Annotated in this window: 13 protein-coding genes, 1 tRNA gene, 1 other RNA gene and 1 pseudogene; 9 read left to right on the forward strand and 7 right to left on the reverse strand. The window is 65.7% G+C overall.

Features of this window, described 5'->3' with window-relative positions; all coding sequences use genetic code 11:
- The first annotated feature begins 104 nt into the window (after nt 1–104).
- Nucleotides 105–862 (forward strand): IS5 family transposase gene (locus tag B4L36_RS14030; protein WP_292958393.1). Its coding sequence is split into 2 segments (ribosomal slippage): nt 105–441 and nt 441–862, totalling 759 coding nucleotides; the frame shifts between segments, so codons are not numbered across the junction.
- An 82-nt stretch (nt 863–944) separates the two neighbouring features.
- Here the strand turns inward: B4L36_RS14030 and B4L36_RS14035 are convergent.
- Nucleotides 945–1,019 (reverse strand) — tRNA-Glu (locus B4L36_RS14035).
- A 279-nt stretch (nt 1,020–1,298) separates the two neighbouring features.
- On the opposite strand from B4L36_RS14035, the gene gatC reads away from it, so the two are divergent.
- The 5 genes from gatC (at nt 1,299) to rnpB (ending at nt 4,629) form a co-directional block, all read left to right on the forward strand.
- Nucleotides 1,299–1,586 carry an Asp-tRNA(Asn)/Glu-tRNA(Gln) amidotransferase subunit GatC gene (gene gatC, locus B4L36_RS14040; RefSeq protein WP_292958395.1) on the forward strand — a complete coding sequence of 96 codons (288 nt, stop codon included), beginning with the start codon at nt 1,299–1,301 and terminating at the stop codon, nt 1,584–1,586.
- On the forward strand, nt 1,583–3,067 hold the full coding sequence (gatA, locus tag B4L36_RS14045) for an Asp-tRNA(Asn)/Glu-tRNA(Gln) amidotransferase subunit GatA (RefSeq protein WP_292958397.1): 1,485 nt from the start codon (nt 1,583–1,585) through the stop codon (nt 3,065–3,067). The genes gatC and gatA overlap by 4 nt, the downstream gene beginning before the upstream one ends.
- 34 nt (nt 3,068–3,101) lie before the next feature.
- Complete coding sequence (locus B4L36_RS14050) at nt 3,102–3,389, forward strand: hypothetical protein (RefSeq protein WP_292958399.1); 288 nt, start codon at nt 3,102–3,104, stop codon at nt 3,387–3,389.
- A gap of 21 nt (nt 3,390–3,410) precedes the next feature.
- On the forward strand, nt 3,411–4,061 hold the full coding sequence (locus B4L36_RS14055) for an N-acetylmuramoyl-L-alanine amidase (RefSeq protein ID WP_414692189.1): 651 nt from the start codon (nt 3,411–3,413) through the stop codon (nt 4,059–4,061).
- A gap of 191 nt (nt 4,062–4,252) precedes the next feature.
- An RNA gene (gene rnpB / locus B4L36_RS14060) (RNase P RNA component class A) lies at nt 4,253–4,629 on the forward strand.
- Between the two features lies 1 nt (nt 4,630).
- Here rnpB and B4L36_RS14065 read toward each other — a convergent pair.
- From B4L36_RS14065 to rplU, 4 genes and pseudogenes are all read right to left on the reverse strand, one after another.
- Entirely contained in the window at nt 4,631–5,620 is a 990-nt protein-coding gene (locus tag B4L36_RS14065) for an LLM class flavin-dependent oxidoreductase (RefSeq protein WP_292958401.1), read from the reverse strand.
- A gap of 94 nt (nt 5,621–5,714) precedes the next feature.
- Nucleotides 5,715–6,236, reverse strand: coding sequence for a GNAT family N-acetyltransferase (locus B4L36_RS14070; RefSeq protein WP_292958403.1), 522 nt, complete (start codon nt 6,234–6,236; stop codon nt 5,715–5,717).
- Nucleotides 6,237–6,391: 155 nt separating this feature from the next.
- Complete coding sequence (rpmA, locus tag B4L36_RS14075) at nt 6,392–6,664, reverse strand: 50S ribosomal protein L27 (RefSeq protein WP_292958405.1); 273 nt, start codon at nt 6,662–6,664, stop codon at nt 6,392–6,394.
- A gap of 20 nt (nt 6,665–6,684) precedes the next feature.
- Nucleotides 6,685–7,095: pseudogene (rplU, locus tag B4L36_RS14080) on the reverse strand (50S ribosomal protein L21); the annotation flags it as partial.
- A 275-nt stretch (nt 7,096–7,370) separates the two neighbouring features.
- Between rplU and B4L36_RS14085 the strand changes: the two are divergent.
- On the forward strand, nt 7,371–8,345 hold the full coding sequence (locus B4L36_RS14085) for a zinc-binding metallopeptidase family protein (RefSeq protein ID WP_292958409.1): 975 nt from the start codon (nt 7,371–7,373) through the stop codon (nt 8,343–8,345).
- Nucleotides 8,346–8,442: 97 nt separating this feature from the next.
- On the opposite strand, the gene B4L36_RS14090 is transcribed toward B4L36_RS14085, so the two are convergent.
- Together B4L36_RS14090 and B4L36_RS14095 are read right to left on the reverse strand one after the other, a co-directional pair.
- Nucleotides 8,443–10,257, reverse strand: a complete 1,815-nt coding sequence (locus tag B4L36_RS14090; protein WP_292958411.1) for an ABC-F family ATP-binding cassette domain-containing protein — start codon at nt 10,255–10,257, stop codon at nt 8,443–8,445.
- 110 nt (nt 10,258–10,367) lie between these two features.
- On the reverse strand, nt 10,368–11,138 hold the full coding sequence (locus tag B4L36_RS14095) for a hypothetical protein (protein WP_292958413.1): 771 nt from the start codon (nt 11,136–11,138) through the stop codon (nt 10,368–10,370).
- A 207-nt stretch (nt 11,139–11,345) separates the two neighbouring features.
- Between B4L36_RS14095 and B4L36_RS14100 the strand changes: the two genes are divergently transcribed.
- Both B4L36_RS14100 and B4L36_RS14105 read left to right on the forward strand, forming a co-directional pair.
- Entirely contained in the window at nt 11,346–12,344 is a 999-nt protein-coding gene (locus B4L36_RS14100; protein WP_292958415.1) for a Fe(3+) ABC transporter substrate-binding protein, read from the forward strand.
- 145 nt (nt 12,345–12,489) lie between these two features.
- Nucleotides 12,490–13,428 (forward strand): nucleoside hydrolase, encoded by a 939-nt coding sequence (locus tag B4L36_RS14105; RefSeq protein WP_292958417.1) that lies wholly within the window; start codon nt 12,490–12,492, stop codon nt 13,426–13,428.
- The last annotated feature ends 25 nt before the right edge of the window (nt 13,429–13,453 follow it).

Here is a 13,453-nt window from a genome sequence, read left to right on the forward strand (position 1 = left end):
CTTCGCAGAAGATGCGCGCGGCACAGAGTTAGGGTCAGGACCCGTTAAACCTCTTGCGTGTTCAGCTTGCTTCTGAATCTCTGTCGGCATCATGGAGGTGCCGCATGAGCGATCTGTTTTGGCTGACTGAGGCGCAGATGGAGCGCCTCAGGCCGTTCTTTCCACTGTCCCACGGCAAGCCGAGAGTTGACGACCGTCGGGTGCTGAGCGGGATTATCTTCATCAATCGCAATGGTTTGCGCTGGAGGGATGCGCCCGCAGCCTATGGTCCGCCGAAGACGCTCTACAATCGTTGGGTCCGTTGGAGCCGGTTGGGTGTGTTCGCCTGCATCCTGACCGAATTGGCCGCAGCGGGGCGGGAGCGGGACACGCTGATGATCGATGCCACTCACCTCAAGGCGCACCGGACGGCCGCCAGCCTGCGGGGCAAAAAGGGGGGCACAGTCGCTTCATTGGGCGCAGCAAGGGCGGGCTGAACTCCAAGTTGCACACCGTGGCCGACGGAAAGGGGCGTCCGATCGGGATGTTCCTGAGCGCCGGCCAGACCAGCGACTACATCGGGGCGCGGGCATTGCTGGCGTCGCTGCCGACGGCAAAAACCCTCCTGGCGGATCGCGGCTACGACGCCGAGTGGTTCCGCAACGCCTTGATCGAACGGGACATCCAGCCCTGCATCCCGTCCCGCAAATGCCGTAAAGCGCCGATCCCGCATGACGCCGTCCTCTACCGCGAACGTCACCGGATCGAGAACGCCTTCGCCCGCCTCAAGGACTGGCGCAGGATTGCCACCCGCTACGACAGATGCGCCGATCTGTTCCTCTCAGCCTGCGCCCTCGCAGCCGTCGTCATGTTCTGGCTATGAGTCCTGACCCTAGAACAAAAGTGTCCCACTTTTGAACCCCGTTGCAGACGGTGGGACAAAACAGGGTCCTAACGTTCTGAAGTGGCAGCCCGTAGGGGAGTCGAACCCCTCTTTCCAGGTTGAAAACCTGGCGTCCTAACCGATAGACGAACGGGCCACCTTTGCGCCTTTGCCGGCCTTGCCGACGGCGTGGGGCGGTGTTTAGGCAAAGCGCCGGGGGCGCGCAAGAGGAAAATCGCCGCCGCGACGGCAAATTTTCCCGCCGCGCGCCGACCCGCCGGCCGCATGTTCCCGGACGGCCTGCACGGTTCGGGGCCGCGCCGGATCCGCACCCTTCCGTCGCCGGTCTGCCTTCGTCGCCCGTGCCGCGCGATGCCCGGTTCTTGCAGGCAAGGATGGGTCGCGCTAGACCGCGCGGGAACGAAAGGAAACCCAAATGTCGATCACCGAGGACGAGGCCCGCAAGGTCGCCCATCTGGCGCGAATCGCGGTCGATGACGCGGCACTGCCCGCTTTGGCGCGGGATCTGAACGGAATCCTGCGCTTCATGGAACAGCTGAGCGAAGTCGATGTCGAGGGGGTCGAGCCGATGACCGGCGTAACGCCGATGCGCCTGAAGCGGCGCGAGGACGTGGTGACCACCGGCGGCATGGCCGACAGGATTCTTTCCAATGCCCCCGACGCACGCGAGGGCTTTTTCGCGGTTCCGAAGGTGGTGGAATGAGCGATCTGACAACATTGACCATTGCCGAGGCCCGCGACGCGCTGGCCCGGGGCGAGACCAGCTCGGTCGAGTTGACCGATGCCTGCCTGACCGCGATCGAGGGCGCGGGCGCGCTGAACGCCTTCGTCCACCGGACCTCCGACATGGCGCGCGACATGGCCGAAGCTGCCGACCGGCGCATCAGGGCGGGCGAGGCCACGGCGATGACCGGGATCCCCGTCGGCGTGAAGGATCTGTTCTGCGTGCGGGGCGTGCCTTCGCAATCGGCCAGCCGGATCCTGGAGGGGTTCCGCCCCGAATACGAATCGACCGTGACCCAGAACCTGTGGGATGCGGGCGCGGTGATGCTGGGCAAGTTGAACATGGACGAGTTCGGGATGGGTTCGTCCACCGAACACAGCGTCTATGGTGCGACCGTCAATCCGTGGCGGGCAGCCGATGGCGCGAAACGCACGGCGGGCGGCTCCTCGGGCGGTTCGGCGGCGGCGGTGGCGGCGGGACTGTGCCTGGGCAGCACGGCGACCGATACCGGCGGCTCGATCCGCCAGCCTGCGGCCTTCACCGGCACCGTGGGATTGCGTCCGACCTATGGCCGGGTCAGCCGCTGGGGCGTGATCGCCTATGCTTCCAGCCTCGACCAGGCCGGGCCGATCACCCGCAGCGTGCGCGACGCCGCGATCATGCTGGGCGCGATGGCCTCGGTCGATGACAAGGATTCGACCAGCGCCGACCTGCCGGTTCCCGATTACGAAAGCCTGCTGACGGGCGACATCCGCGGCAAGAGGATCGGCATTCCCCGCGAATATCGCATGGACGGAATACCCGAGGACATCGCTTCGCTGTGGGACAGGGGCGCGGACATGCTGCGCGATGCGGGGGCCGAGATCGTCGATATCAGCCTGCCGCACACGAAATACGCCCTGCCCGCCTATTATGTCATCGCCCCCGCCGAGGCATCGTCGAACCTGGCCCGCTATGACGGGGTGCGCTATGGCCGCCGCGCGGCGCCGGGCCAGGGCGGCGGCATCGTCGAGATGTATGAAAAGACCCGCGCCGAGGGCTTCGGCCCCGAGGTCCAGCGCCGCATCATGATCGGCACCTATGTCCTGTCGGCGGGGTTCTATGACGCCTACTACAACCGCGCCCGCAAGGTCCGCGCGCTGATCAGGCGCGATTTCGACAATGTTCATGCCGACGGGATCGACGCGATTCTCGCCCCGACGACGCCCAGTGCAGCCTTTGCCCTGGGCGAGATGGCCGATGCCGATCCGGTCGCGATGTATCTCAACGACGTCTTCACGGTCACTTTGAACCTGGCCGGGCTGCCGGGGATTTCGGTTCCTCTCGGGCTGGACAGGAAGGGGCTGCCGCTGGGGCTGCAACTGATCGGCCGACCCTTCGAAGAGGGTGATCTGCTGAATCAGGCGCTGGTCCTGGAACGGGCGGCAGGATTTGTGGCCAAGCCGGAACGCTGGTGGTAGGCTTGCGGCAGGTGAGGATGCGGATGGAGGCGTCATGCGCGGCTGGTGGGTGATTTCGGTGCTGGCACTGGCCGGCTGTGGCGTCAATCAGGGGGTGAACCCGAACTATCAGTTCGGCGCGAACGCCTATGGCAAATATCGCGCGACGCGCGAGGTCGCCCTGGTCTCGAATGGCGCGGGCGCAACCACGATCCCCGTTGCGCGGCCTTTCCAAGCGCCGACACCCGCCCAGATCGCGGGCCGCAATCCGGTGCCGGTGCCCCCCACGATGAAGGCCGGCGGCGGCCTGCAAATCGTGCGCACGGCCCCCGCGCCCCGGTAACCGCTGACCGTGTTGGCGGATTTGGCGCGCTGTTCCAGTCCCAATCATGGCGACCGGCGCGGCCATCGGCCCGAACTGATCGTGCTGCATTATACAGGCATGGCGAACGCGACGCTGGCCCGCGACCGGCTTTGCGATCCCGCTTCTGACGTCAGCGCCCACTGGCTGATCGACGAGGCCGGCCGCATCGAGGCGCTGGTTGCCGAGGATCGCCGCGCCTGGCATGCCGGCGCGGGCGCGTGGTGCGGGCGCGACGACATCAATTCGCGCAGCATCGGGATCGAGATCGCCAATCCCGGCGACCGCCCCTTTCCCGCCGCGCAGATGGATTCGCTGGTTCTGCTTCTGGGCCGGATCATGGCGCGCTGGAGTCTTGGTCCAGCCGCCGTGATCGGCCATTCGGACATGGCCCCCGGCCGCAAGATCGACCCCGGCCCGCGTTTCGACTGGCAACGGCTGGCGCGCGAAGGGCTGGCCCTGTGGCCCGACGGCCCGGGCGCGGATGCGCCCCTGGCAGGCAGTCTCGATGCGCTTGGCTATCCGCCGGCCGAGCCCGAAACACGATTGGCAGCGTTCCGGCTGCGATTTCGTCCCTGGGCAAAAGGCCCGGAAAGCGCCGAGGACCGAATGATCGCCGCCGCCCTGACGACAGCGCGCCCAGGCGTTGGATGAATCGCGAAAAGACTGTGGCGGATCGCGATTGCGGCACGATGCGGTTTCATGCTTCGCTGACCGACCGCGGATGCGGGCGGCGCCACGCCCCGCAATGACAGCGTCTGCCGGATGCGGGACGCCGTGGTCCCGATCAATCCCGACGAAGCACCCATTGACGCGCGGCCCCTTCCCGGCCATATCGGCCCGGCGCGGAGGGCCGGATGGCCGCGGCGGTTTCGATCGTCGAGGAAAGTCCGGACTCCATGAGGCGACGGTGCCGGGTAACGCCCGGCGGGGGAAACCCCAGGGACAGCGCCACAGAGAACAGACCGCCGCTGTTCGCAGCGGCAAGGGTGAAACGGTGGGGTAAGAGCCCACCGGGGGGCTGGCAACAGCACCCGCATGGCAAGCCCCACCGGGAGCAATGCCGAATAGGGACCGCGCGCGGGTTGCGACTCGCAGGGCCGCCTTGCCCCAGCAGGTCCGGGTAGGCAGCTTGACCCGTCCGGCAACGGCCGGGCCAGAGGAATGGTCATCGATCCGGGAAACCGGGGAACAGAATCCGGCTTACAGGCCCTCCGCGCGCATCACAGGGACTGCATCACCTCGGACGCGATCTCGAAACTGCGCAGCCGCGCCGCATGATCGTGGATCTGGCCGGTCAGGATCACCTCGTCGGGCTTGTGCGCCGCGATCAGCGCGCCCAGCTGGTCGCGCACCTGGTCCGCGTCGCCCACGGCGCTGATCCTCAGCGCCTGATCCACCATCCCCCGCATCTGCGATCCGATCGCCGCGTCCAGATCACGTGTCGGGCGCGGCAGCTTGCCCGGCTGGCCGGTGCGCAGCCGGGCGAAGGCCAGTTGCATCGTGGTGCGCAGGTAGTTCGCCTCGTCGGCATCGTCGGCCGCAAAGACATTGATTGCGATCATGGCCTTCGGCTGTTTTCCCCAGGGAGAGGGCCGGAAACGGTCGCGATAGACCGCCAGCGCCTGTTCCATGTCGCCGGGCGCGAAATGGCTGGCAAAGGCATAGGGCAGGCCCAGATGCGCGGCCAGTTGCGCCCCGAACAGGCTGCTGCCGAGGATCCAGACCGGAACCTCGGTCCCCTCGCCCGGCAGCGCGCGCACGGCCGCGCCATCGCGCCGCGGACCCAGATAATCCAGCAGTTCCATCACATCCTGCGGAAAACTGTCGGCCATCGGATCGCGGCGCAGTGCCCGGATCACGGCGCCGTCGCCACCCGGCGCGCGGCCCAGCCCCAGATCGATTCGGTTCGTGAAGACGGTGGCCAGCGTTCCGAATGCCTCGGCCACGGTCAGTGGCGCATGGTTCGGCAGCATGATGCCGCCAGCCCCGACACGCATCCGACGGGTGGCCTGGGCTACCAGTCCGATCAGCACCGCGGTCGCGGAACTGGCGATGCCCGGCATGTTGTGATGTTCGGCCAGCCAATAGCGGTGATAGCCCCAGGTTTCGGCATGGCGGGCAAGATCAAGACTGTTGGCGATGGCCTCGGAAGCCTCGGAACCCTCGGGAACCGGAGCCAGATCGAGAAGGGAATAGGGAAGATTGCTCATCCCGGGCAGTTAGGGATTGCGCGCAGGATTGCAACGGGCCAAGCGGCCGATAGCGCGGGGTCTGACTGCGGGGCCGGAAAAAGCCCCGCCCGTTTCAGCCCATCCTGCGCAGGTAGGTCCAGGTGGCAACCCGCGCACCGCGCGCGACCGACCAGCTTTCCGCATCGCCCAGATAGACGAACCCGCAATTGGTCAGCACCCGCGCCGAGCCCGGATTGTCCTGAAACGCCTCGGCGAACAGGGTCCGCGCCTTGTGCGGGTTGGCCGCCACCAGCGCCTCGACCGCCTCGGTGGCAAAGCCCGTGTTCCAGAAGCCGGCACCGATCCAGAAGCCAAGCTCGGACTGGTCGCCCTCCATCCGGGTCAGCGAGACGACGCCCAGCAATTCCGCAAGCCGGTGCACCGAGCCGTCGATCGCCCAGACATCCTCGGTCCGCGACGGCGACAGGGCGCGGGCCACGAAATCCTCGGCCGCGCCGGGGGGCAGCGGATGGGGGATGGCCCGCGTGCCCTGCGCCACCCGGCGATCGGATGTGTAATGCGCGATCATGCCGGCATCGGACGGACGCAGGGGCCGCAGCACGAAACGTTCGGTCTCGATGACGGGCTGGTTCATTACGACGCCGGCCGGCTTCAGGTCTTCCAACCTGTTACCTTCCCGCATCGGAGCAGACATCACCATTTCCCCCTCCCGGAAAGACAGAGCATGAAAACAGGTCGGGGGACCGGCTTTCGCCGATCCCCCTCTAACATCGAAATGTTAAGCTTGGGTTACTCGGCGGCCTCGAGGCTGGCTGGAATCACCGAAATGAACGTGCGGCCCTTCAGACCCTTCCGGAAGGTCACCTGGCCATCGGTCAGCGCGAACAGGGTATGATCCTTGCCCATGCCGACATTGTCGCCCGGCCACCATTTGGTGCCGCGCTGACGCACGAGGATATTGCCGGCGGTCGCTTCCTGACCGCCATACAGCTTGACGCCGAGACGGCGGCCCGCGGAATCGCGACCGTTGCGCGAGGAACCGCCTGCTTTCTTGTGTGCCATGGTCTGTCTCCTTACGCTTCAGCGGCGTCTTTGGCCGGTTTCTTGGCCTTGGCCTCAGGTTTCCCGGCCGGCGCCTCGTCCTTGCTGCGGGCGCCCACGGCGGTCTTCACGCCGGTCTTGTCGGCGCCCTTGTCCAGCACATCGGTCACGCGCACCAGCGTCAGTTGCTGGCGGTGGCCGCGCGTCCGCTGCGAGCTGTGCTTGCGGCGGCGCTTGACATAGGTCAGCACCTTGTCGGCCTTGATCTGGTCGATCACCTCAGCCTGCACGCAGGCGCCTTCGACCAGCGGCGCGCCCAGAGCCGATCCGACCATGAGAATATCGTTGAACTGGACCGTCTCGCCAGCAGAGGCATTCAGCTTTTCCACGCGCAGGACGTCGCCCGCCTGCACCTTGTATTGCTTGCCGCCCGTCTTCAGAACTGCGAACATCGCATCTTTCCTTCGTCATCCGCGCCCTGTGGCCCCGGCCTCATGCCGGCGTTTCCGGGATTTCCCCGCCTCGGACAGCGCATCCCGCCCATCGGGATGTCCTTGAAAACAACACACCGGCCAAGGGCGTCCGCCCGGCCGGTCGCGTGCATATGGCGGATTCGCGTGGCCAAGTCAACTGCCCGACCCGCCGCGCCCGCCTGAAAATTCGCTCGCCCACTCGGAACCGCGGCCCGCCCCGGCGCATTCCCTGCTGCCATCCCGAGGAAGCCCAGATGCAGACCTTCACCTGCCCCGCATGTCACAACCGCGTCTATTTCGACAACCTGTTCTGTTCTTGCGGACAGCCGCTCTATTACGAACCCGAAGCGCGCGACATGTGGAACGCAGCCACGCCCTGCGCCAACCGCGAGGCGATCAACTGCAACTGGGCGGCGATGCCCGACAACATGCTGTGCCGCTCTTGCGCGATGTCCGAAATCCTTCCGGCGCTGAACGTGGGCGACAATCAGGCATTGCTTGCCCGGGCCGAGCGCGCGAAGCGATGGGTTCTGGCGAACCTGTCCAACTGGGACTGGTTCACCGATGCCGATCAGGGCAGCCGGCCCGCATTCCGGATGCTGTCGGAAGACACCGGAATCGGGCGCGCCCAGCAGATCATGATGGGACATGACAATGGCGAGATCACGATCAACATCACCGAGGCCGACGAACGGATCCGGGTTCAGCGCCAGCATCAGATGGGCGAGCAATATCGTTCGATGGTCGGTCATTTCCGCCACGAGATCGCGCATTTCCTGTTCGACAGGCTGACCGTTGCCGAGGGTTTCCTGGACGAGTTCCGCGCGCTGTTCGGCGACGAGCGTGCCGATTATGCCGCCGCCCTGCAAGACCACTATGCCGCCCCCCGGGAACCCGGCGAAGACTACATCACCGGCTATGCCACCGCCCATCCGCACGAGGACTGGGCCGAGACGGCGGCGCATCTTCAGCACATGGTCGATTTCAGCGACAGCTTCATCAATGCCGGTTTGTCGATGCCGGGCATCCCCGCCGGCTATGCGCCCTATGACGACGATCAGACCCAGCAGATGCTGGATATCGCCGCCAGAATCGCCATCGCGGTCAACGACATCAACCGGGCGCTGGACAACAGCGACCTCTATCCCTTCGTGCTGACGCCGACGATCCGCGAAAAGATCGGTTTCGCGCATCGCTGGCTGAAACATCACGCCGAACAGGGCGCCTAGGACACAAGAGGCGCTGCCCCGCGCTGTCATCAAAGCACGGCGGCCGGGCGTCGCGGGCGGGTGTCGGCGGCGCCCGATTTGCAGCGCGCGTAAAGGCTCAGCCCGCCGCCCGTTCCTCGAGCTCCAGCCATTCCTCCTCGGCCGCATTCAGGGCCACCTGCCGTTCGGTCAGCGCCATTGTCGCCTTCTGCGCCTTGGCGGGCGCCGTCTGGTAAAGGTCGGGCTGGGCGAGAAACTCGGACAATCGGGCGATCTCGGCCTCGAGCCGCGCGATGATCCCGGGCAACTCGTCAAGTCGGTGCTTTTCGGTAAAGCTGAGCCCCGACCTGACCGGGCCACCGGTCCTGGGTGCGGGCTGCGGCTTTGCTTGGGCCTTCCCTGCGGCAGGCTGCGTCACCGCCATTTCCGCCCGCTGGGCGCGATAATCGGTCCATCCGCCGGCATAGACGGTGGCACGGCCGTCGCCTTCCATCGCGACGGTCGTGTCCGCCACACGATCGATGAAATCGCGGTCGTGGCTGACCAGCAGAACGGTTCCGTCGTAGTCTCCCAGCAGGTCCTGCAGCAAATCCAGCGTCTCGACATCCAGATCGTTGGTCGGCTCGTCAAGGACCAGCAGGTTCGAGGGCCGCGCCATCAGCCGCGCCAGCAAAAGCCGCGCCTTCTCGCCGCCCGACAGGCTGCGCACCGGCGCGCGGGCCTGCGCCTCGTCGAACAGGAAATCCTTGAGATAGCCCACCACGTGGCGAGGCTGGCCGCGCACCATCACCTGATCGGCACCGCCCGAGGCGCCCAGTTCGGGATCCGAGGTCAGCGATTCCCACAGGCTTTGATCGGGATTCAGCGCCGCGCGGGCCTGGTCGAAGACCGCCAGATCCAGATTGGTGCCCAGGGTCACGGCACCCTGATCGGGCGCGATCTCTTTGGTCAGCATCTTGATCAGCGTGGTCTTTCCCACGCCGTTGGGCCCGACAAAGGCAATGCGATCGCCGCGATTGACCAGCAGATCGAACGGCTTCAGGATCACGCGATCGTCATATGCCTTGGCAATGCCCCGGGCCTCGATCACCTTTTTGCCCGATTGCGCGCCCGGTTCCAGCGCCATGGCCGCCGTGCCCTGCCGACGGATCCGGGCGGCGCGTTCGGCCCGCAGCGCCGCCAGGGCGCGGACGCGGCCCTGATTGCGCTTGCGCCGGGCGCTGATGCCTTCCACCGCCCAGCGGGCTTCCGCCCTGATCTTGCGGTCCAGCTTGTGGCGCGCGTCGTCCTCGGCCGACCAGACGCTTTCGCGCCAATCCTCGAAATGCGCGAAGCCGCGTTCCTGACGGCGCATCTCGCCCCGGTCGATCCACAAGGTCGCCCGCGTCAGGCGCCGCAGGAAAGCGCGGTCGTGGCTGATCAGCACATAGGCGGCGCGGGTCTGGGACAATTGATCCTCCAGCCAGCCGATCGCCTCGATGTCAAGGTGGTTGGTCGGTTCGTCCAGCAGCATCAGATCGGGCGCCTGCGCCAGAAGCCGCGCCAGCGCCGCGCGGCGGCATTCCCCGCCGGAAGCGGTGGCGACGGACCGGTCCGGGTCGAATTTCAGCCCCTCGGCCGCCATCTCGACCAGATAGCCCTGCCCCTCGTCCAGCTCGGCACGGGCGAATTCGCCCAGCGTGGAGAACTTCGACAGATCCGGATCCTGCTCCATGTATCCGACATGGCTTCCGGCGCCCAGCACGACCTCGCCGCGGTCCGGTTCGACCTGCCCGGCCATCACCTTCATCAGCGTCGATTTGCCCGACCCGTTGCGGCCCACAAGCGCCGTTCGGTCGCCGGGCTGAAGGGTCAGGCTGATGCCGTCAAGAACAGGGTCGCCGCCATGGGTCAGCGAGATGTCGGTCAGTTGCAGAATTGGTGCGCGGGCCATGCGCGCCGGTTACCCTGCGCAAGGCGCACTGGCAAGCCGGCCATGCGAAACCCCCGCCGGCTTGATGCCTGCGGGGGCGGCGCGAATCCTGGCTTGAACGGGGCCGGGATCTAGTTGCCCTTGATCCTGGCTGCCCCACGCTGCCGACGCATCGAGACATAGATCAGCGACGCCATCAGCAGCAATGACACCGCGGCCGCGTTGTAGGTGCCCAGTTCCAGGCCGCCCTTGGCCAGCGGCTTGGTCAGGAAATCGCCGAAAGTCGCGCCGAAGGGCCGGGTGAAGATGAACGCGATCCAGAACAGCAGCACCTCGCTTGCGGCCCGCATGTAGTGCAGCACCAGGACCATCCCGATAACCCCCATGGTGACCAGAGCGCCCTGCGAATAGCTGAGACCGACCACATCGACCAGGAAATCCCCGAAGGCCGTGCCAAGGCTGTTCGAAAAGATCACCGCGATCCAGAACAGCAGTTCCTTTTCCTTGTCCACGATCGGATAGATCGACAGATCCTGTTTGCGTACATACCAGATCGACAGCGTCACCACGAGGCCGATGGCCAGAATCATGGCGCCAAGCGTGTATCCCAGCCCAAGTGTCCGATCCATCAGGTCCGAAATCTCGGTTCCGGCGGTCGTTGTCGCCGCAATTCCGGCCCAGAACAGCGCCGGATGAAACCGGTCGCCGCGAATCTGCGCGGTCAGGACCAGGACCAGCAGCAGCCCGGTGATCGACAACCCGACGACATAACCCAAGTTCAGCGTCTGCGAAATGAAGTCCCCGAAGGTTTCGCCCAGCGTCGTGGCGATGATCTTCAGCAGCCAGAACATCGCAGTGACCTGCGCGACCTTGCTGGCCAGGTGATGTGAAGAACGTTCCATGGTCATTGTCCCAGTTGAATGATGATACGACGATCTCTGTCGTCGCACAGGACACGCATCGACTGCTGCGATTGCGGCTTCATCCGGCGCAGATTGAAAATCCGTAATCCGGCCGTCCGGCTTTCCGATTAATTAAGTCGGGTATTGACCCGCCGACCGCAGATTGCCAGAAGCGGGAACAGCAATACCCGATGAAAGGAATCAACAATGCGACTGCTTGTCATGGCATCCCTTCTGGGCGCGACCGCCCTGCCCGCCCTGGCCCAGGAGGTGAACCTCTATTCGCACCGCCAGCCGGAACTGCTGAAACCGCTGACCGATGCTTTCACCGAGGCCACCGGCATCACCGTCAACACTGCCTTCGTGGACAAGGGCATGGTCGAGCGCCTTCAGGCCGAGGGCGATCGCAGCCCCGCCGATCTGATCATGACCGTGGACGCGGCCCGTCTGGGCGAGGTCGAGGCGGCCGGCGTCACCCAGCCGATCGAGGACCCGGCGCTGGACATCATCCCCGAGAACCTGCGCGACAAGGATCGCCAGTGGTTCGGCCTGACAACCCGCGCGCGAATCATCTATGCCAGCAAGGATCGCGTCGCCGATGGCGAGGTCACGACCTACGAGGATCTGGCCGATCCGAAATGGAAGGGCCGGATCTGCACCCGCCCCTTCGCGGACGACTACAATGTCGCGCTGACCGCCGCCTATCTGGCTCATCACGGCGAAGAGGCGACCCGGCAATGGCTGGAAGGGGTCAAGGCCAACCTGGCCAAGAGGCCCGAGGGCAACGATCGCGGCCAGGTCAAGTCGATCTGGGCGGGCGAATGCGACATCAGTCTGGGCAACACCTACTACATGGGCCAGATGCTGAAGGATCCCGAACAGAAGCAATGGGCCGATTCCGTGCGCATCGTGTTCCCGACCTTCGAGAATGGCGGCACCCATGTGAATGTCTCGGGGGTCGCGATGACCAAGGCCGCGCCGAACAAGGAAGCTGCGCTGAAACTGGTCGAGTTTCTGGTCAGCGACGAGGCGCAGAAGATCTATGCCGAAACCAACTACGAATTTCCCGTCTCGGATGATGTCGAGCGGTCCGACCTGGTCAAGAGCTGGGGCCAGTTCACCCCCGACAGCCTTTCGCTGAGCGAAATCTCCGATCTGCGGCCGAAGGCGCTGGACCTGATCGAAGAGGTGAACTTCGACGGCTGATCAGCCCGAAGGTTGCGGCCACGGACCGTTCCATGGCCGCAATCCCGCGCTGGCGGGACGCAAGGCAAGCCGCGGCCGGCAATTCTTTCGGGTTGCACGATCCGCAACTCCGCATCAGAAAAGACGCGGATGAGTGCGAGCGAACATGGCCGAGAAGATCATCATCGACACCGATCCGGGGCAGGATGATGCCGTGGCGATCCTTCTGGCCCTGGCCTCGCCGGAACTGGAGGTGCTGGGCATCACCACCGTCGCGGGCAATGTCCCGCTGCCGCTGACCACGCTGAACGCCCTGAAAATCCTGGAACTTGCCGGTCGCGCCGACCTTCCGGTCTTTGCCGGATGCGAGGCGCCGTTGAGGCGCAGGCTGGTCACCGCGGAACATGTCCATGGCAAGACCGGGCTGGACGGCATCGAACTGCCGGTGCCAGCGACGGCCGCCCGGGACCGTCACGCCGTCGATTTCATCGTCGAGACGCTGCGCCGGGAACCCGCGGGCAGTGTCACGCTGGTTCCCATCGGGCCGCTGACCAATATCGCCCGCGCGCTGGAGCGCGCGCCCGATATCGCCGCACGAATCAGGCGGATCGTGATCATGGGCGGCGCCTATTTCGAGGTGGGCAACATCACCCCGGCCGCCGAATTCAACATCTATGTCGATCCCGAGGCCGCGCGCGCGGTCTTTGCGGCGGGCGCGCCGCTGGTCATCCTGCCCCTGGACGCCACGCATGAGGCATTGACCTCGCGCGGCTGGATCGAGACCATGCGCGGGATGCCGGGCCGCTGTGGTCCCGCCGTGGCAAGCTGGACCGATTTCTTCGAGCGTTTCGACCGCGACAAATACGGCAGCGAGGGCGCACCGCTGCACGATCCCTGCACCATCGCGTGGCTTCTGCGGCCGGATCTGTTCGAGGGACGCGAAATCAATGTCGAGATCGAGACGCAGGGCGAATTCACCACCGGCATGACGGTGGCGGATTGGTGGCGGGTCAGCGACCGGCCCGCCAACGCGCTGTTCATCCGGCATCTGGACCGCGACGCGCTGTTCGCGCTGATCACGGAACGGATTGCGCGCCTGCCTTAGGTGTTCAGTCCCGGCATCTGGTGGA

This window comes from Paracoccus sp. UBA889 (assembly GCA_002294185.1).
Taxonomy (GTDB): Bacteria; Pseudomonadota; Alphaproteobacteria; order Rhodobacterales; family Rhodobacteraceae; genus Paracoccus.